Source organism: Stenotrophomonas sp. UBA7606 (genome assembly GCF_002477705.1).
Lineage (GTDB): Bacteria > Pseudomonadota > Gammaproteobacteria > Xanthomonadales > Xanthomonadaceae > Stenotrophomonas.
This window is the reverse complement of sequence record NZ_DLJW01000113.1, coordinates 19453-36852: the sequence shown is the minus strand read 5'-3', so window position 1 is coordinate 36852 and position 17400 is coordinate 19453. Positions and strand designations below refer to the sequence as shown.

15 protein-coding genes are annotated in these 17400 nt (G+C 66.0%); 1 reads left to right on the top strand and 14 read right to left on the bottom strand.

Translation table 11 applies throughout. The features are described 5' to 3' along the window. Window positions 1-6: 6 nt before the first annotated feature. Window positions 7-957: a M23 family metallopeptidase gene (locus B2527_RS14725; protein WP_293715147.1), complete on the bottom strand. Its 951-nt coding sequence runs from the start codon at window positions 955-957 to the stop codon at window positions 7-9. A gap of 12 nt (window positions 958-969) precedes the next feature. Between B2527_RS14725 and B2527_RS14720 the strand changes: the two genes are divergently transcribed. Beyond that, a complete protein-coding gene (locus B2527_RS14720; RefSeq protein WP_293715145.1) occupies window positions 970-1404 on the top strand; it encodes a DciA family protein in 435 nt (144 codons plus the stop codon). A gap of 226 nt (window positions 1405-1630) precedes the next feature. On the opposite strand, the gene lpxC is transcribed toward B2527_RS14720, so the two are convergent. From lpxC to rsmH, 13 genes are all read right to left on the bottom strand, one after another. Further along, a complete protein-coding gene (gene lpxC / locus B2527_RS14715; RefSeq protein WP_293715142.1) occupies window positions 1631-2542 on the bottom strand; it encodes a UDP-3-O-acyl-N-acetylglucosamine deacetylase in 912 nt (303 codons plus the stop codon). 281 nt (window positions 2543-2823) lie between these two features. Continuing rightward, the gene (ftsZ, locus tag B2527_RS14710; protein WP_293715139.1) at window positions 2824-4059 is read right to left on the bottom strand and encodes a cell division protein FtsZ; all 1236 of its coding nucleotides are present in this window, start codon (window positions 4057-4059) and stop codon (window positions 2824-2826) included. A gap of 212 nt (window positions 4060-4271) precedes the next feature. Further along, on the bottom strand, window positions 4272-5507 hold the full coding sequence (ftsA, locus tag B2527_RS14705; protein WP_293715136.1) for a cell division protein FtsA: 1236 nt from the start codon (window positions 5505-5507) through the stop codon (window positions 4272-4274). Further along, a complete protein-coding gene (locus B2527_RS14700; protein WP_293715133.1) occupies window positions 5504-6232 on the bottom strand; it encodes a cell division protein FtsQ/DivIB in 729 nt (242 codons plus the stop codon). The genes ftsA and B2527_RS14700 overlap by 4 nt, the downstream gene beginning before the upstream one ends. A 91-nt stretch (window positions 6233-6323) precedes the next feature. Next, on the bottom strand, window positions 6324-7760 hold the full coding sequence (murC, locus tag B2527_RS14695; protein WP_293715130.1) for a UDP-N-acetylmuramate--L-alanine ligase: 1437 nt from the start codon (window positions 7758-7760) through the stop codon (window positions 6324-6326). Then, window positions 7757-9001: an undecaprenyldiphospho-muramoylpentapeptide beta-N-acetylglucosaminyltransferase gene (gene murG, locus B2527_RS14690; protein WP_414717106.1), complete on the bottom strand. Its 1245-nt coding sequence runs from the start codon at window positions 8999-9001 to the stop codon at window positions 7757-7759. The genes murC and murG overlap by 4 nt, the downstream gene beginning before the upstream one ends. A 38-nt stretch (window positions 9002-9039) precedes the next feature. After that, window positions 9040-10353, bottom strand: a complete 1314-nt coding sequence (gene ftsW, locus B2527_RS14685; RefSeq protein ID WP_293715124.1) for a putative lipid II flippase FtsW — start codon at window positions 10351-10353, stop codon at window positions 9040-9042. Then, a complete protein-coding gene (gene mraY / locus B2527_RS14680; protein ID WP_293715121.1) occupies window positions 10353-11438 on the bottom strand; it encodes a phospho-N-acetylmuramoyl-pentapeptide-transferase in 1086 nt (361 codons plus the stop codon). The genes ftsW and mraY overlap by 1 nt, the downstream gene beginning before the upstream one ends. Further along, window positions 11428-12810: a UDP-N-acetylmuramoyl-tripeptide--D-alanyl-D-alanine ligase gene (locus B2527_RS14675; RefSeq protein WP_293715118.1), complete on the bottom strand. Its 1383-nt coding sequence runs from the start codon at window positions 12808-12810 to the stop codon at window positions 11428-11430. Before B2527_RS14675 ends, mraY begins: the two co-directional genes overlap by 11 nt. Continuing rightward, entirely contained in the window at window positions 12807-14282 is a 1476-nt protein-coding gene (locus B2527_RS14670) for a UDP-N-acetylmuramoyl-L-alanyl-D-glutamate--2,6-diaminopimelate ligase (RefSeq protein ID WP_293715115.1), read from the bottom strand. The genes B2527_RS14675 and B2527_RS14670 overlap by 4 nt, the downstream gene beginning before the upstream one ends. A gap of 8 nt (window positions 14283-14290) precedes the next feature. Beyond that, entirely contained in the window at window positions 14291-16162 is a 1872-nt protein-coding gene (locus B2527_RS14665) for a peptidoglycan D,D-transpeptidase FtsI family protein (RefSeq protein WP_293715112.1), read from the bottom strand. Further along, window positions 16159-16422 carry a cell division protein FtsL gene (ftsL, locus tag B2527_RS14660; RefSeq protein WP_057633384.1) on the bottom strand — a complete coding sequence of 88 codons (264 nt, stop codon included), beginning with the start codon at window positions 16420-16422 and terminating at the stop codon, window positions 16159-16161. The genes B2527_RS14665 and ftsL overlap by 4 nt, the downstream gene beginning before the upstream one ends. Next, on the bottom strand, window positions 16419-17387 hold the full coding sequence (rsmH, locus tag B2527_RS14655; protein WP_293715352.1) for a 16S rRNA (cytosine(1402)-N(4))-methyltransferase RsmH: 969 nt from the start codon (window positions 17385-17387) through the stop codon (window positions 16419-16421). Before rsmH ends, ftsL begins: the two co-directional genes overlap by 4 nt. Window positions 17388-17400: the final 13 nt, after the last annotated feature.

The following is a 17400-nucleotide window of genomic DNA, read 5'->3' as shown; positions in this document are numbered from 1 at the left end:
TCCCGCTCAGCCGCGGCTCACCCGGCCGACCGGGGTGTTACCACCCTCGCCGAGGAACTTGCGCGGATTCATCACCACGCCGTTCTGCCAGACCTCGAAGTGCACGTGGGCACCGGTGGAGCGGCCGGTGGAGCCGGCCTTGGCCACTTCCTGGCCGGCACGGACCAAGCCGCCTTCACGCACCGTCAGGCGCGAATTGTGTGCATACAGGGTCTTGTAGCCGTTGCCATGGTCGATCTCGACGACGTTGCCGTAACCCCCTTTCACGCCGGAGAAGCTGACCACGCCATCGGCCACGGCCAGCACCGGATCACCGACGCGGGCATGGAAGTCCATGCCCTTGTGGTTGCCGGCACCGCGGCCGAACGGGTCAGCGCGGCCGCCGAAACCGGAGGTGACGTAGGTGTTGCGGATCGGCATGCGCGAGGGCACGGCGTTCTGTTCAAGCTGATGATCGAACAGCAGCGATTCGAGCACCGACAGCTGGCGGCCTGAAGCAGCAAAGCGCTGCTCCAGCACCTGTAAGTCGGCGTTGACCGCGCTGACCGGGATGTCCTGGGTCGGGCCCGGCTCGCCTTCACCCATACCCGGGGTTTCCTGGAAATCGAACTCGCCATCCTGCAGCTTGCCCATCTGGGTCAGGCGCTCGCCCAGGGCATTGAGCCGGGTGGCCTGTGCCTGCAGTTCGCCGAGGCGGGCGGACAGCGCGTTGACCTGGGTCTGCGCGTCGGCGCGCACCTTGGCCAGTTCCTGTTCCTGATGATCCACCTTGGCCTGCAAGGCCGAATCGCCGACCATGCCGATGGCCAGGCTCAACGCCACGCCCATCAGACAGCCCAGCCCCAGTACGCTACCCAGCAATGCACGAGGACGATCCTCGAAATACATCTGAACGCGTGCGAGCGGCGTCTTGGCCTTCTGTTCACGCGTTTTGATTACGATCTTTTTGAATGTCATTGAAGAATTCTTATGTCTGAGCCGAAATCCAGCGTTCGTTCCCGCTCCGCGCCAAGGCAGGCGCTGGAAGCGGTGATGGCGGACAAAGCAGGAAACCCGTTGCGCCGTGCCCTGTGGCTCGATGCGATGGACCGGCAATTGCGCCCCCATTTGCCGCCGGCGCTGGCAAACCGTTGCCGGCTGGCCAATGTGGACGGCGAACACCTCGTTTTTCTCGTCGAATCGCCGGTGTGGCATGCCAAGGTAAGGCTTGCCGAAAGCCAGCTGATCGACGCGGCCCGATCCATCGGGCTGAAGGCCACCCGGGTGACCGTCAAGACTGCGACCGCGCCCCCGCACTCCCCAGTGCGTAATGACCAGCGCAGCTCCGCAGTATCGGACGTCACGCACAAGGGACTGCGCGACGCCCTGGCTGCCCTCGAGGATGTGAAGCCCTCACGATCCTGAGGCCACCGGTGCCCCCAGTGGGCACCGGCACCGCCGAGTCAGCAAGGAGACCCAAAGCAGGAAGCCGGCAGGAATCCTAGCGGCGGAATGCGACCGGGGAGTTAGTCTTTTGTTAATTTTGGGTTAAATTCAGACTTGAACCCGCATTGGGTTCACAGTTTGATCACGCAGGCTCAGACCGCCGCATCTGGCAGGCAGTTCTCTTACGAGCAACTTGGGGTTTGGCTCAGGCGTGGGCCGGGACGCCGTAGATCACCGGGTCCGCTGCCACCGGCGAGTCATAACTGGCCCATTCCCAGGCCGTCTGGTCGGCCAGCAGGGCACGCACCAGCTTGTTGTTGAGCGCATGGCCGGACTTGAAACCTTCATAGGCCCCCAGCACCTGGCCGCCGGCCAGGTACAGATCGCCGATGGCGTCGAGGATCTTGTGGCGCACGAACTCGTCGGCGTAACGCAGGCCGTCATCGTTCAGCACGCGGAATTCGTCCAGCACGATGGCGTTGTCCATCGAACCGCCCAGGCCAAGGTTGCGCTCGCGCATGTATTCCAGGTCGCGCATGAAGCCGAAGGTGCGCGCGCGGGAGATTTCCTTGATGTAGGCCGCAGTGGAGAACTCGATCTCGGCCCGTGACTGCTTGGCCGGGATCATCGGGTGGTCGAACTGGATGGTGAAGCCCAGCTTGTAACCCTCATACGGATCGAAACGGGCGATCTTGTCGCCGTCACGCACTTCCACCGTCTTGAGCACGCGCAGGAAGCGCTTGGCGGCATCCTGCTCGACGATGCCCGCCGACTGCAGCAGGAACACGAACGGGCCGGAGGAGCCATCCATGATCGGCAACTCGGCCGAGGACAGCTCGACGATGGCATTGTCCACACCCAGGCCGGCCAGCGCCGACATCAGGTGCTCGACGGTCTGGATCTTGGCGCCTTCGCAGGTCAGCCCGGTACACAGGGTCACCTCGGTGACCAGGTCGGCCTTGGCCGGTACTTCCACCACCGGGTCCAGGTCCACGCGCCGGAACACGATGCCATGGTTCACCGGCGCAGGGCGCAGGGTCATGTAGACCTTGTCACCACTGTGCAGGCCGACACCGGTGGCGCGGATCGTGTTCTTGAGGGTGCGTTGCTGGATCATGGGCTTCAAACCGGAGAAGCCGCGCATGCGCGGCCAGAGACAAACAAGAATAACACGCGTTCACACGCCGCCTTGGGCCTGCGGATCAGGCCCCTGCCCTTGTTCAGGCGGAAAATGCCGCCGGGCCGATCCTGGCCCGGCGACAAAGGACATGGGTACTGCCCGTCAGGGTGGACAGCCCTGACGTTGTGTTGCCTGCCCTGCAGGGACGACCCAGCTGGCCCGCGCCGCCGTTGCCGGTCAACGCGGGGCCTTGCCAGCGACCCCTGCGGGCGTTGCCGTCAGTCCGCCTGGCGGCGTAGGAACGCCGGGATGTCCAGGTAGTCGCTGGGCAGTTCGGCGGCAGCGGCCGTCGAGGTCGACGCCGAGCCGGCCGAGGCGGCTGCGGTGTCGACGCTGGGACGACGCAGGCCCATGCCCATGCTGTTGCCGGCAGCCTTGGCCACGGCATCGGCCGGGCTTTCGTACTCGCCGAACTCGGCCTGGCCGGTGGTGGCGTTGCGGACCAGCTTGATCGGTGCGCGTTCGCCCGGGCGCTGGGCGTTCTTGGCGACCGCACGGTTCAGGCCGGTGGCCACCACGGTCACGCGCACTTCGTCCTGCATGTCCGGATCCAGCACGGTACCGACCACCACGGTGGCGTCCTCGGAGGAGAAGCCTTCGATGGTGCGGCCGATCTCGTCGAACTCGCTCATGGTGAAGTCTGGGCCGGCGGTGATGTTGACCAGGATGCCGTTGGCACCGGCCAGGTTCACGTCGTCCAGCAGCGGATTCTGGATGGCGGCTTCGGCGGCGGCCTGGGCGCGGTCATCACCACGGGCGGTGCCGGTGCCCATCATGGCCAGGCCCATCTCCGACATCACGGTACGCACGTCGGCGAAGTCGACGTTGATCAGGCCCGGGCGCACGATCAGGTCGGCGATACCCTGCACGGCGCCCTGCAGCACGTCATTGGCAGCACGGAAGGCCTGCACCATGGTGGCGTTGCGGCCGAGCACGGTGATCAGCTTTTCGTTCGGGATGGTGATCAGCGAATCGACGTGCTGGCTCAGCTCCTCGATGCCCTTCAGCGCCACCTGCATGCGGCGACGGCCTTCGAACGGGAACGGCTTGGTGACCACGGCCACGGTCAGGATGCCCATTTCCTTGGCCAGCTGTGCCACCACCGGCGCTGCGCCGGTACCGGTGCCACCGCCCATGCCGGCGGTGATGAACACCATATCCGCACCCTGCAGGGCGTCCATGATGCGCTCACGGTCTTCCAGTGCGGCCTGGCGGCCGACTTCCGGGTTGGCGCCTGCGCCCAGGCCCTTGGTCACATTGGTGCCCAGCTGCAGCTGCAGCTTGGCGCCACAATTCTTGATGGCCTGCGAGTCGGTGTTGGCGGTGATGAATTCCACGCCATCCACGCTGCTGTTGACCATGTGTGCCACGGCGTTGCCGCCGCCGCCACCCACGCCAACGACCTTGATCACCGCGTTCGGTGCCATCTTTTCAATCAGTTCGAAATGCGCCATGTCCATGTCCTCTCTATTGCCGTGATTGGGTCGAGCGTTGGGAAGAATCCTTCTCCTGCTGCACCCGCCCGCACCGGCGAATTGTTTTAGGTTTGCCGCCAGGGCGACCCCTGGGCGGTGGTTGTTGCTTGCTTCAATGACTGCGTTACTGCACTTCGTCTTGCCTTACTGCTTGCCTTCTGACTGCCTCACTGCCCTGCTACCGGCCCCGCTCAGAACTCGCCGCGGAACCAATTCTTCAATTTGTTGAACATGCTGCCGGCGCGCCCGGTGGGCAGCGATGGACGCCGTGGGTGCTCGATCTGGCTGCCCATCAGCAGCAGGCCCACGCCGGTGGCGTGCACCGGGTTGCCAACCACCTCGCCCAGGCCGGTGACGTGCTGCGGAATGCCCACACGCACCGGCATCTGCAGCATTTCCTCGGCCAGTTCGACCACGCCTTCCATCTTCGAGGCGCCACCGGTCAGCACTACGCCGGCACGCACCATTTCCTCGAAGCCGGAGCGGCGCAGTTCGGCCTGCACCATCTCGAAGATTTCCTCGTAACGGCCCTGCACTGCCTGCGCCAGCGAATGGCGCGGCATGCGGCGCGGCGGACGGTCGCCAACCGAAGGCACCTGGATGCTTTCCTCGGCGGTTGCCAGCTGCGCCAGCGCGCAGGCATAGCGCACCTTGATCTGCTCTGCTTCCGGGGTCGGTGTGCGCAGCATGTGGGCGATGTCGTTGGTGACGTGATCACCGGCGATCGGCAGCGATGCGGTGTGGCAGATCGCGCCCTGGATGAACACCGCGATGTCGGTGGTACCGGCACCAATGTCGACCATCACCACGCCCAGTTCGCGCTCGTCGGCGGTCAGCACCGCCACGCTGGAAGCCAGCGAGGACAGCACCAGGTCATCCACCTGCAGGCCGCAGCGCTGCACGCACTTGCTGATGTTGGCGGCGGCCGACTGCGCGCACACCACCAGGTGGGCGTGGATCTCCAGGCGCACGCCGGTCATGCCGACCGGGTTGCGGATGCCTTCCTGCGAATCGTCCAGCACGTACTCGCGCGGGATCGCATGCAGGATCTTCTGGTCGGCGGGGATGGCCACGGCCTTGGCCGCTTCCAGCACACGGTCCAGGTCGCCCCAGCTCACTTCGCCTTCGCGGATCGGGGTAATGCCCTGCGAATTGCGGCACTGCACGTGGTTGCCGGAGATCGAGGCGTAGACCGAGCGGATCTCGCAGCCGGCCATCAGCTCGGCTTCCTCGATCGCGCGCTGGATCGATTGCACGGTGGATTCGATATCCACCACTACGCCGCGCTTGAGACCGCGCGACTCGTGCGAACCGATGCCGATGACTTCGATCGGGCTGCCCGGCGAATACTCGCCCACCAGCGCCACCACCTTGGAGGTGCCGATATCGAGGCCGACGATCAGCGATTTATCACCCTTGCGATTCATGTCCTGTCCTGCGTCTGCTTTGTTGCCGGCGGCGGGGTTCCCCAGCTCAGCGTGAAACCATTGGTATAGCGAAGGTCGGCGCGCACGATCGGCACCTGGGTGCGGGTCAGCTGCGGCAGCACGCGCACGAAGCGGCCAAGGCGCGAACGGGCGTCACTGCGGCCGACGATGACCTCGGTACCGTTGTCCAGCGCCAGCGACCAGCTGCCGCGTGCATCCATCACCACCTTGTGCACGTCCACGCCGGCCGGCGCGAACAGTGCACGCGAATCGTTGTAGAGCTCGACCACTTCCTGGGTCATCGCATCCGGGCCGTCCAGCTCGGGCAGCGGCGCATGCTCCAGGCCCTGCGGTACCGCGAACAGGCGGCCCTGCTCGGACAGCAGGCGATCCTTGCCCCACCGCGCGAACGGCTTGTGCTCGACAATGGTCACTTCCAGCACGTCCGGCCACTGCTTGCGCACCTGTGCGCTCTCCACCCACGGCAGTTTTTCCACTGCCGATTGCGCATCCTGCAGCTCGACCGCGAAATAGCCCGAGCGTGCATATGGCAGCAGGGTCTTCTGCAGCTGCTCGGCCGGCACACGCTTGAACTCGCCGTGCACGCGCAGCTTGGCCAGCGGCCAGCGCTCGGTGAGCACCCAGCCGTTGAGCACCGCCACCACCGGCAACGCCACCAGGGCGATGGCCAGCAACCAGGCGAGCATGCGCAGGATCGCGTTCATCGCGCGCCCTCCCCCGCGGTGCAGGCACGCGGGACCAAGGCCAACCGCATCGCGGCAGCGTGGTCACGGCGCATCGGCAGCGCGGTCTGCATCATTCGCCCTTGGCCTCCTTGAAGCCTTCGGTTGCCACGTGCTGGGCAACGGCACCGATGTCACCGGCACCCATCATCAACAGCAGGTCGCCGTCCTGCAGTACGTCCGGCAGCACCGAGCTCAGGTCGCTGGCATGGCCAACCACCACCGGCTCGCTGCGGCCGCGCGCACGGATGGCACGTGCCAGCGACTTGGAATCGGCACCGGGGATCGGCGCTTCGCCAGCCGGGTAAACCTCGCTCAGCACCAGTGCGTCCACTTCCGACAACACGGCGGCAAAGGCATCGAACTGATCGCGGGTACGGCTGTAACGGTGCGGCTGGAAGGCCACCACCAGGCGCTTGTCCGGCCAGCCGCCACGGGCAGCGGCAAACACCGCGTCCAGCTCGCGCGGGTGATGGCCGTAGTCGTCGATCACGCGCACCTTGGCACCCTTGTGGGTGGTCACTTCGCCCAGGTCGTTGAAGCGACGGCCGACGCCCTCGAACTTTTCCAGCGCGGCGGCAATGGTTTCCGGCGCCACGCCCAGCTGCCAGGCCACAGCGGCAGCGGCCAGCGCATTGAGCACGTTGTGCTTGCCCGGCAGGGCCAGCGTCACCGGCACGCTGCTGCCTTCGGGCAGGCGCAGGGTGAAGCGCATGCGCGGGCCGTCCTGCACCACGTCCTCGGCGCGCACGTCGGCATTGCTGCTCAGGCCGTAACTCATCACGTGGCGCGGGGTCTTGGCGGCCAGCGCAGCCACCTCCGGATCATCGATGCACAGCACCGCCAGGCCATAGAACGGCAGGCGCTGCAGGAACTCGGCAAAGGCGGCCTGCACGCGGGCGAAGTCGTTGCCGTAGTTCTCCAGATGGTCGGCATCGATATTGGTGATCACCGCGACCAGCGGGTTCAGGCGCAGGAAGCTGCCATCGCTTTCGTCGGCCTCGGCCACCAGCCACTGGCCACCGCCCAGCTTGGCGTTGGCACCGGCCGCCAGCAACTGCCCACCGATCACGAAGGTCGGGTCCAGCTTGCCTTCGCTCAGGATGGCTGCGGTCAGCGAGGTGGTGGTGGTCTTGCCGTGGGTACCTGCGACGGCGATACCGCGACGGAAACGCATCAGTTCGGCCAGCATCGCCGCGCGCGGCATGATCGGAATGCGCTGGCTGCGGGCTTCCATCAGCTCGGGGTTGTCCTCACGGATGGCGCTGGAGACCACGATGCAGTCGGTGCCCAGCACGTTCGCCGCGGAGTGGCCACGCATCACCCGTGCACCCAGACGGCTCAAGCGGCGGGTGGCAGCATTGTCGGCATTGTCCGAGCCGGAAACTTCATAGCCCAGGGTCAGCATGACTTCGGCAATGCCGCTCATGCCGGTGCCGCCGATGCCGACGAAGTGCACGCGCGGGAAGGCGCGGACCAGATCCGTGGTGTCATGGAGGCGGCGGATCATTGTTCGGGTCCTGTGATGCTGGGATTGGTAAATCGGGATTCGGGATTGGCAACAGCCGATAGCTGCTCGCGTTCCGCTTTCTGTGAGCCGTGGTCGTTCTGCATCTGTTCCTGCTTTTTCTTTTCTCCAGGACCCGAACCGTTACCCCGGGGCGTGTCATCGCCCCCGAATCCCGAATCCCGAATCCCGGCTTCTTCCAGAATGATGTCTGCGATGCGTTCGGCCGCATCGACCTTGGCCAACCCACGCGCGGCTTGCGCCATCTGCATGCGGTGGCCGGGAGTGTTTGCCAGCGTGCGCAGCACGCCTTCCAGGTTGGTCGCCAGCGCGTCGTCCTGCTTGAGCAGTTCGGCGGCACCGCGTTCGACCAGGTATTCGGCATTGCGGGTCTGGTGGTCATCGACCGCGGCGGCAAACGGCACCAGCACGCTGCCGATACCCACCGCACACAGTTCAGCCAGGGTGGAGGCACCGGACCGGCATACCACCAGATCGGCCCAGGCATAAGCCGCGGCCATGTCCTTGATGAACATGTCCACGCGCCCTTCCACGCCTGCATCGCGGTAGGCCTGCAGGGCTTCTGCGTGCAGCTTCTCGCCGCACTGGTGCCAGACCTCGATGGCAACGTTGCCGGCCAGCGCAGCCAGCGCCTTGGGCATGGCGTTGTTCAGTGCGCGCGCGCCTTGGCTGCCGCCCAGCACCAGTACCCGCATCGGACCACTGCGGCCAGCCAGACGCTGTTCCGGCGGCGGCAATGCGGCGATCTCTGCACGCACCGGGTTGCCCACCACTTCTTCCCTGCCACCGGCAAAGCTGCCCGGGAAGCCGGTCAGCAGACGGCGTGCGAAGCGCGACAGGATGCGGTTGGTCATGCCCGGGGCGCGGTTCTGCTCATGCACCAGCAGCGGCAGGCCGTGCAGGCGCGCGGCCATGCCGCCCGGGCCGGAGGCAAAGCCACCGAAGGCCACCACTGCACGCGGCTGGCGATCACGCAGTACATAACCGGCGCTGCGGATGGCGCGCAGCACACGTACCGGTGCGCCCAGCAGGGCCAGCTTGCCTTTGCCGCGCAGGCCGGAGATGGCCAGCGTGTCAACGTGGATGTCGTGTTGCGGCACCAGGCGGGTTTCCATCCCACCGTCGGAACCGAGCCAGGTGACCGGGATGCCGCGCGCGCGCAGCACCTTGGCCACGGCCAGGCCCGGGAAGATGTGACCACCGGTGCCACCGGCCATGATCATCACCGGGCGCAGGTCCTGCTGGGCGTTCGGGCCGGCCATCAGGCAATCCTCCCGAAGGTCGGCTCGACCCGCTGCTGCATGCGGCTGGTGCCACGTGCGGCGCTGTTCTGCATCGCCGCGGCGATCGCCGTGGCGGTGGTTGCTTCCACCGGCTCGGCGCTATCGCTGTCAGCCAGCGGCGCATCGGCCACATCGATGTCCTCGCGCACTTCCTGGCGGCGCACGGCGCGGTTGTATTCGTAGGACACGCGCAGCAGCAGGCCCATCGCCACGCACGTCATCATCACGCTGGAACCGCCCGAGGAGATCAACGGCAGGGTCAGGCCCTTGGTCGGCAGCATGCCCAGGTTGACGCCGATGGAGACGAAGGTCTGCAGGCTGATCCAAAGCGCGATGCCGAAGGCGATGTAACCGGCAAAATGGCGGCGCATCTCGATGCAGCGCATGCCCAGCCAGAAGGCACGGCCGACCAGCAGCGCGTACAGGCCGATGATGCCGCAGACGCCCACGAAGCCCAGTTCCTCGGCGATCACCGAGAAGATGAAGTCGGTATGTGACTCGGGCAGGTAGTTGAGCTTCTGGATCGAAGCACCCAGGCCCACCCCGCTCCATTCGCCGCGGCCGATGGCCATCAGCGCGTTGGACAACTGGTAGCCGGAACCGAGCTGGTCCTGCCACGGGTCCATGAAGGAGGTGACGCGACGCATGCGGTAGGGCTCGAAGATCACCAGCGCGACCAGCCCCGGCAGCAGCAACAGCACCGGCAGGATGATGCGCTTGATCTGCGCACCACCGAGCACCAGCATGCAGGTGGTGATGCCCAGCAGCAGCATCGACGAGCCGAAATCAGGCTGCATCAGCAGCAGCACAACCAGCACGCCAACCACGCCAACCGGCTTGAGCATGGCCTGCCAGGTGGCGTTGACCTCGTCACGGAAACGCACCAGGTAGCTGGACAGCCACACGATGTACAGCACCTTGACCGCTTCCACGGTCTGGAACTTGGAGAAGCCCAGGTTGATCCAGCGCTGCGCACCGTTGACGCTGCTGCCCAGGCCGGGGATGAACACCACGATCAGCAGTGCGAAGCAGCCCAGCAGCAGCAGCTGGTTGTACTTCTCGATCTCCTTCAGCTCCACGCGCATGGCCACGCCCGCCAGCACCACGCCGATGGCGATGAAGATCAGGTGGCGGGTGAGGTAATAGAACGGACTCTGCGTCAGCGCGATGGAGCTGGAAGCCACCATCACGATCCCAAGCGAAGCCAGCGCCACGGCGGCGCCCAGCAGCCACTTGTCGTAGCTGCCGCCAATGGCTTCAAGCCGGGTTGCCTGACGCGAGTAATCGTCCATCAGCGCACCTTGAGGGTAGCCAGACCGATCAACACCAGCACCACCGAGATGATCCAGAAGCGCACGATCACGCGCGGCTCCGGCCAGCCCTTCAGCTCGAAGTGGTGATGGATCGGTGCCATGCGGAACACGCGCTTGCCGGTGAGCTTGAACGAAGCCACCTGGATCATCACCGACAGGGTTTCAATCACGAACACGCCACCCATGATCACCAGCACCAGTTCCTGGCGCACGATCACCGCGATGGTGCCCAGCACCGCACCCAGCGCCAGCGCGCCGACATCGCCCATGAACACCATGGCCGGGTAGGTGTTGAACCACAGGAAGCCCAACCCCGCGCCAGCGATGGCCGCGCAGATGATGACCAGCTCACCTGCGCCCGGGATCTGCGGGATCTGCAGGTAGCTGGAGAACACCGCGTTGCCCGAGGCATAGGCGAACACACCCAGCGCGCAGGCCACCAGCACGGTAGGCATGATCGCCAGCCCATCCAGGCCATCGGTCAGGTTGACCGCGTTGGAGAAACCGACGATCCAGAAATAGGCGATGGCGACGAAGCTGATGCCGGCCAGCGGCAGCGCGATCGACTTGAACATCGGGATGTAGAAGGTCAACTCGGCCGGCACCGTCGCGGTCTTGTACAGGAACAGGCCGGCAGCCAGGCCGAAGATCGACTGCAGCAGGTACTTCCAGCGCGACTTCAGGCCGTTGGGGTCACGCTTGGCAATCTTGATCCAGTCGTCGTACCAACCAATGGCGCCGAAGCACAGCATCACCACCAGCACCAGCCAGACGTAGCGGTTGCGCAGGTCACCCCACAGCAGCACCGAAACCAGCACCGTGGTCAGGATCAAGCCACCGCCCATGGTTGGCGTACCGGCCTTGGAGAAATGCGACTGCGGGCCATCCTTGCGGATCGGCTGGCCACCCTTGAGCTGGGCCAGGCGGCGGATCGCCATCGGCCCCAACCACAACGACAACGACAGCGCCGTCAGCGCAGCGAGGATGCCGCGGAAGGTGATGTAGTTGAACAACCGGAACAGGCCGTCCAACTGCTGCAGCCAACGGGCCAACTCAAGCAACATGTGTACTTTCCTCTCCGCGCTGCAACAGCGCGTTTACGATCTTGTCCATGGCGCTGCCGCGCGAGCCCTTGACCAGGCAACGCACGCCAGCATGAAGTTCGGTTTGCAGCACGGCGGCCAGCGCGGCATGGGAGTCGAAATGACGGCCGCCTTCGCCGAACGCTGCCGAAGCCGCTGCACTCAGCGGGCCCAGCGTGTACAGGCGCTTGAGGCCGGCTTCGCGGGCGCGCTGGCCGGCCTGCGCGTGCAGTGCCTGCGCCTCCGGGCCCAGCTCACGCATGTCACCCAGCACCAGCCAACCCTCGCCCTTGCCAGCGGCCAGCGCGGTGATCGCCGCTGCCAGTGAACCCGGGTTGGCGTTGTAACTGTCATCGACCAGCACCGCGCCGCTGTCCAGCACGTGTGCCACCTGCCGACCAGCAACCGGACGCGCCCGCGCCAGGCCTTCGGCCACCAACGGCAGTGCAATACCTGCCGCCAGCGCCATCGAGGCAGCAGCCAATGCGTTGAGTACGTTATGGCGGCCCGGCAACTGCAGCATCACGTCGGCATTGCCGTGCGGCGTGCGCAGCTGGAAGCGCGCTGCTGCCTCGTCCAGCACGATATTGGTGGCGGTAACGTCGGCGCTGACTTCCAGGCCGAAGCGGATCACCTGATGCGCGCCAGCGCGCACCGCGAAATACGGCGAGAACGCATCGTCGGCATTGACCACCGCAACACCGCCATCGCGCAGGTCGTCGTAGACGGCTGCCTTGGTGTTGGCGATCTCCAGCAGGCTACCCATGCGTTCCAGATGTGCCGGGGCGACGTTGTTGACGATGGACACGTCCGGCGCGGCGATGGCGGTCAGGTAGGCGATATCGCCCGGCTTGCCGGTACCCATCTCGTAGATGGCGTAGTCGGCGTCTTCCGGCGCATCGATCACCGCCAGCGGCAGGCCGATCTCGTTGTTGCGATTGCCCGGCGTGGCGTGGACATGCTGGCCCAGTACCGCGGCCGCGTGCTGCATCACCGCCAACAGCAGGTTCTTGACGCTGGTCTTGCCGTTGCTGCCGGTAATGGCGAACACGCGGGTAGCGCGCTGCTGCTGCATTGCTGCTGCAATCTTCGCCAGCGCCAGTTCGGTATTGGGGACCACAACCTGCGGCACGTCCAGGGGCAACAGGCGATCCACCAGCAAGGCGCTGGCACCCTGCTCAACCGCGTTGGCTGCAAAGTCGTGGCCATCGAAGCGTTCACCGCGCAGGGCGATGTACAGGCTGCCCGCGGCCAGCGTGCGCGTGTCATTGCTGACCGCATCGATGCTGGCGTCGTCGCCGTGGATCTCACCACCGGCCCAATGCGCGATCAGCGAAAGCGGAGTGCGCTTCATTGAGCCACCTCCAGCTTTGCCGCACGCGCTTGCAGCGCGCGCGAGGCCACATCGGTGTCATCGAAAGGATGTTTGATACCTGCAATCTCCTGGTAGGGCTCGTGGCCCTTGCCGGCGATCAATACGATGTCGCCGGCACCCGCCCGTGCCACCGCAGCGTCGATGGCGCGGGCGCGATCACGCACCACGTTCACCTGCGCAGGCGACACGAAGCCGGCCATGATGTCGGCGACGATCACATCGCCATCCTCGCCACGCGGATTGTCGTCGGTGACGAACACCACGTCAGCCAATTCCTCTGCCACTGCCGCCATCTGCGGACGCTTGCCGGTATCGCGCTCGCCACCGCAACCGAACACGCACAGCAGGCGGCCATCCAGGTGACCGTGCAGGCTGCGCAGCGCCTGTTCCAGCGCGTCGGGTGTGTGGGCGTAATCGATGACCACGGTCGGTTCACCGTGCCCGCCGAGGCGGTTCATGCGGCCGCGGATCGGCTGCAGCTGGCCCAGCACCTCGGCGATGTTGGCGCTGGTTTCGCCCAGACCATGCAGCGCACCGGCCACGGCCAGGAGGTTATCAACGTTGAAACGGCCCAGCAGCGGCGAGCGCAGCGGGTGACGCTCTTCGCCAATGACCAGGTCAAAGCCGATCCCCTGCCCGTCCAGCACCAGATTCTCGGCGCGGATGGCGGCACCGGCCTGACCGGTCGAGCTCAGCCCGATAGCCTGCACATCGGCAGCCAGCGTGGTGATCAGTTCACGGCCGAAGGCGTCGTCCAGATTGATTGCCGCAGCCTTCAGGCTCGGACGGTGGAACAGCTTGGCCTTGGCTGCGCCATAGGCCTGCATGTCGCCGTGGTAGTCGAGATGGTCGCGGGTGAGGTTGGTGAACACCGCCACGTCATAATGCACGGCGTCGACGCGGCCCTGGTCCAGGGCGTGCGAGCTGACTTCCATCGCCACTGCCTTGGCACCGCCATCACGCAGCTGGGCCAGCACTTCATGCATCTGCAGCACCAGCGGCGTGGTGAAGCCGGTCGGCACCACATTGCCGTACAGGCCAACACCCAGCGTGCCGATCGAGCCACTGGGCGTGCCCAGCAGATGCCAGGCCTGACCAAGCAACTGCACGGTCGAGGTCTTGCCGTTGGTGCCGGTGACGCCAACCATGGTCATCGCCCGCGAGGGCTGGCCGTGGAACTGGTCGGCCATCGCGCCCATGCGCGAACGCAGGCCGGGCACGGCGATGGCATCGACCGGTGCCGGCAGCTCCGCCGGAGCCGGCGGATCAAACAGGATTGCGGCCGCGCCGGCAGCCTTGGCCTGCTCAACAAACCCAAGACCATGCGCGCCAAAGCCAGCGATGGCCACAAACGCATCACCGGCGCGCACATGGCGCGAGTCCAGTACCAGTCCCTTGATCTGCGGGTCGTTGGCCAGGGCCAGATCCGGCAGCAACTGCGACAACTTCATCGTACGACTCACTGGCGCACCCCCGTTGCGGCGGGCGCGGGTGCGGCCACCGTCGGCAGTGCAGCATCAAATTCGGCGGCGGCATTGGGCTCCACCGTATCCTGGGGAACCGGCAGCACCGCAGGGTTGCTGATCGGGCGGCCGCCCACCTTGCCTGCGGCCTGTGCCGCCAACCAGGACTGGATGTCATCCGGCGGCACGTCCATCAGGCGCAGCGTGCCTTCCATCACGTGATGGAACACCGGCGCCGAGACCAGGCCACCGTACTGCAGCGAGCCCTGCGGGTCGTTGACCACGACCACCGCGGCATAGCGCGGCGCCGTGGCCGGCACCACGCCGGCAAACAGCAGGTTGTAGTGGCCACGCTCATAACCATTGGGGCCGTTCTTGCGCGCGGTACCGGTCTTGCCGGCCACGTGATAGCCCAGGATGGCCGCCTGCTTGGCGCCGCCCTGGGTAACCACGGTTTCCATCATGCGCACCACTTCATGCGCCACTTCCGGGTCGATGACCTGGCGCGCCTCGTTGCGCTGCCCCTTGACGAAGGTCGGCTGGATCACCTGCCCACCATTGGCCAGCGCCGAGTACGCCTGGGCGATCTGCAACGGCGTTACCGACAGGCCGTAGCCGTAGGACATGGTGGTCTTGGTGGTGCCGTACCAGCTCGGGCTGCCCGGGCGTGCGACCACGCCGGACGATTCACCGGGGAAGCCGCTGTTCGGGGCAACGCCGTAGCCGAAGCCACGTACTGAATCGTAGAAGGTCTGGTCCGGGATGCGCGCCACGATCTTGGCCGCACCGATATTGGAACTGCGGGTGATCACGCCAGTAACGTTGAGCACGCCGTTGTTACGCGGCACGTCGCGGATGGTGTAACGGCCCAGCGACATGTAGCCCGGGTTGGTGTCGATGACCGTGTCCGGCGTCACCACATGGTTCTGCAACGCGGTGGCAATGGTCAGCGGCTTCATCGTCGAACCGGGCTCGACCAGATCGGTGACGGCGCGGTTGCGGCGCGTATCCGGGGTGGCGCCACTGACCGAATTGGGGTTGTAGGTCGGCAGGTTGGCCATGGCCATCACTTCTCCGGTGGCCACGTCCATGATCACGATCGAGCCGCCCGCCGCCTTGTTGGCGGTGACTGCGTTGCGCAGCTCACGCATCGCCAGGAACTGGATGCGGCGATCGATGCTCAGTGTCAGGTCCTTGCCCGGCTCGGCCGGACGCACCAGATCGATGCTCTCCACGATCGCGCCCTTGCGGTCGCGGATCACGCGCTTGGCGCCAGGCTTGCCGCGCAGCCATTCGTCGAAGGCCAGCTCCAGGCCTTCCTGGCCGCGGTCATCGATGTTGGTGAAACCCAGCACGTGCGCCATCGCCTCACCCTGCGGGTAATAGCGACGGAACTCGCGCTGCGAGAATACGCCCGGGATCTTCAGTGCCACCACCTGCTCGGCCACGTCCGGATTCATCCGGCGGCGCAGGTACATGAATTCCTTGTCGGCCTTCTGGGTCAGCTTGGCGGTGAGCTCGTCCACCGGCAGCGACAGCGCCTGGGCCAGCTGCGGGATGTGTTCGGGCGCGCGCAGCAGTTCCTGCGGGTTGACCCAGATCGAGGCCACCGGCGTGGACACCGCCACCGGCTCGCCGTTGCGGTCGGTGATCATGCCGCGCGAGGTCGCGATGGGCACTTCACGCAGGTAACGTGCCTCGCCTTCGCGCTGGTAGAAATCGTTGTTGATCAGCTGCACATAGGCCGCACGCCCAACCAGCGTCACCGCGCACAGGCCCAGGCCCACCGCAACCATGGTCATGCGGCTGCGCAGGTTGAACTGGGTGCGGGTGCGGGTGCGGGTGCGGTTGCGGCCGTGCTTGCTCATGGGCGGATCACCACGATGTCAGCAGCTTCCGGAAACTTCATGCCCAGGCGGCCACGTGCTTCCTGGTCCACGCGCGTGGCCTGGGCCAGGGTGGCCTGCTCCAGCTGCAGGCGACCGAACTCGATATTGAGCTCATCGCGCGCATGCTCGAGCTTGGACAGCTCGACGAACAGCTGACGGTGCCGATGGCGCATGAACACCACACCGATCGCCGAGGCGATGGTGCAGGCCAGCAGCACGATCAGCAGCAGGCGGCTCATGCGGCCACCTCACGCTTCTGCGCGACACGCAGCACCGCGCTGCGCGCGCGCGGGTTCATGGCCAGTTCGTCGTCTTCAGCCTTGATGGCGCCGCCGATCAGGTCCAGGGTCGGTACGAAGGCCTGCACTTCCGGCAGCCGGCGATTGGTCGGCGGTGCCTTGGCATGGCGGTTCATGAACTGCTTGACGATGCGGTCTTCCAGCGAGTGGAAGCTGATCACCGCCAACCGGCCACCGGGCTTGAGCCGCGCCATCGCCGCGTCCAGGCCGGCCTCGAGGTCGGCCAGTTCGCGGTTGATGTGAATGCGGATGGCCTGGAAGCTGCGCGTGGCCGGATGGATCTTGTCCTTGCCACGCGGCATCACCGAGGCGATCAGTTCGGCCAGCTCGGCAGTACGCGTGAACGGCTGCTTCTCGCGGCGGGCAACAATGGCGCGGGCGATGCGGCGGCTCTGCCGCTCATCGCCATAGGTGAACAGCACATCGGCGATTTCGCGATCTTCGGCACGGTTCAACCACTGCGCCGCGCTTTCGCCCGAATCCGGGTCCATGCGCATGTCCAGTGGGCCGTCCTTGCCGAAGCTGAAACCACGCTCGGCCACGTCCAGCTGCGGCGAGGACACGCCCAGGTCGAACAGCACGCCGTCCAGACCGGCAGCGGTCTCGCTCCAATCCAGCAGATCGGCAAAACTGCCGCGATAGATAGAGACACGGCCATCCGGCGCGAAATCGCGCTCGGCCACGGCAATGGCCTCGGGGTCCTTGTCCATCACCAGCAGGCGCCCTTCCGGGCCGAGCTGGCGCAGCACGCCGCCAGCGTGACCGCCACGACCGAACGTGCCATCCAGATAAGTACCGTTTTCGATCACCCTCAGGCCGTCAAGGACCTGGGTGTACAGCACCGGCAGGTGAGCCGCCGGCGGCTGCGACACCGGAGGGTGACCGGCCTGCGCTTCACCGCGCACCCGGGCACCCCGG

Coding starts and splice junctions, on each gene's coding strand:
- B2527_RS14665 (WP_293715112.1), bottom strand. CDS start 16,162: ATGAGCAAGCACGGCCGCAACCGCACCCGCACCCGCACCCGCACCCAG.
- mraY (WP_293715121.1), bottom strand. CDS start 11,438: ATGTTGCTTGAGTTGGCCCGTTGGCTGCAGCAGTTGGACGGCCTGTTC.
- murC (WP_293715130.1), bottom strand. CDS start 7,760: ATGATCCGCCGCCTCCATGACACCACGGATCTGGTCCGCGCCTTCCCG.
- lpxC (WP_293715142.1), bottom strand. CDS start 2,542: ATGATCCAGCAACGCACCCTCAAGAACACGATCCGCGCCACCGGTGTC.
- ftsW (WP_293715124.1), bottom strand. CDS start 10,353: ATGGACGATTACTCGCGTCAGGCAACCCGGCTTGAAGCCATTGGCGGC.
- B2527_RS14700 (WP_293715133.1), bottom strand. CDS start 6,232: ATGAACGCGATCCTGCGCATGCTCGCCTGGTTGCTGGCCATCGCCCTG.
- murG (WP_414717106.1), bottom strand. CDS start 9,001: ATGATCATGGCCGGTGGCACCGGTGGTCACATCTTCCCGGGCCTGGCC.
- ftsL (WP_057633384.1), bottom strand. CDS start 16,422: ATGAGCCGCCTGCTGCTGATCGTGCTGCTGGCCTGCACCATCGCCTCG.
- ftsZ (WP_293715139.1), bottom strand. CDS start 4,059: ATGGCGCATTTCGAACTGATTGAAAAGATGGCACCGAACGCGGTGATC.
- B2527_RS14675 (WP_293715118.1), bottom strand. CDS start 12,810: ATGAAGCGCACTCCGCTTTCGCTGATCGCGCATTGGGCCGGTGGTGAG.
- B2527_RS14725 (WP_293715147.1), bottom strand. CDS start 957: ATGACATTCAAAAAGATCGTAATCAAAACGCGTGAACAGAAGGCCAAG.
- B2527_RS14670 (WP_293715115.1), bottom strand. CDS start 14,282: ATGAAGTTGTCGCAGTTGCTGCCGGATCTGGCCCTGGCCAACGACCCG.
- B2527_RS14720 (WP_293715145.1), top strand. CDS start 970: ATGTCTGAGCCGAAATCCAGCGTTCGTTCCCGCTCCGCGCCAAGGCAG.
- ftsA (WP_293715136.1), bottom strand. CDS start 5,507: ATGAATCGCAAGGGTGATAAATCGCTGATCGTCGGCCTCGATATCGGC.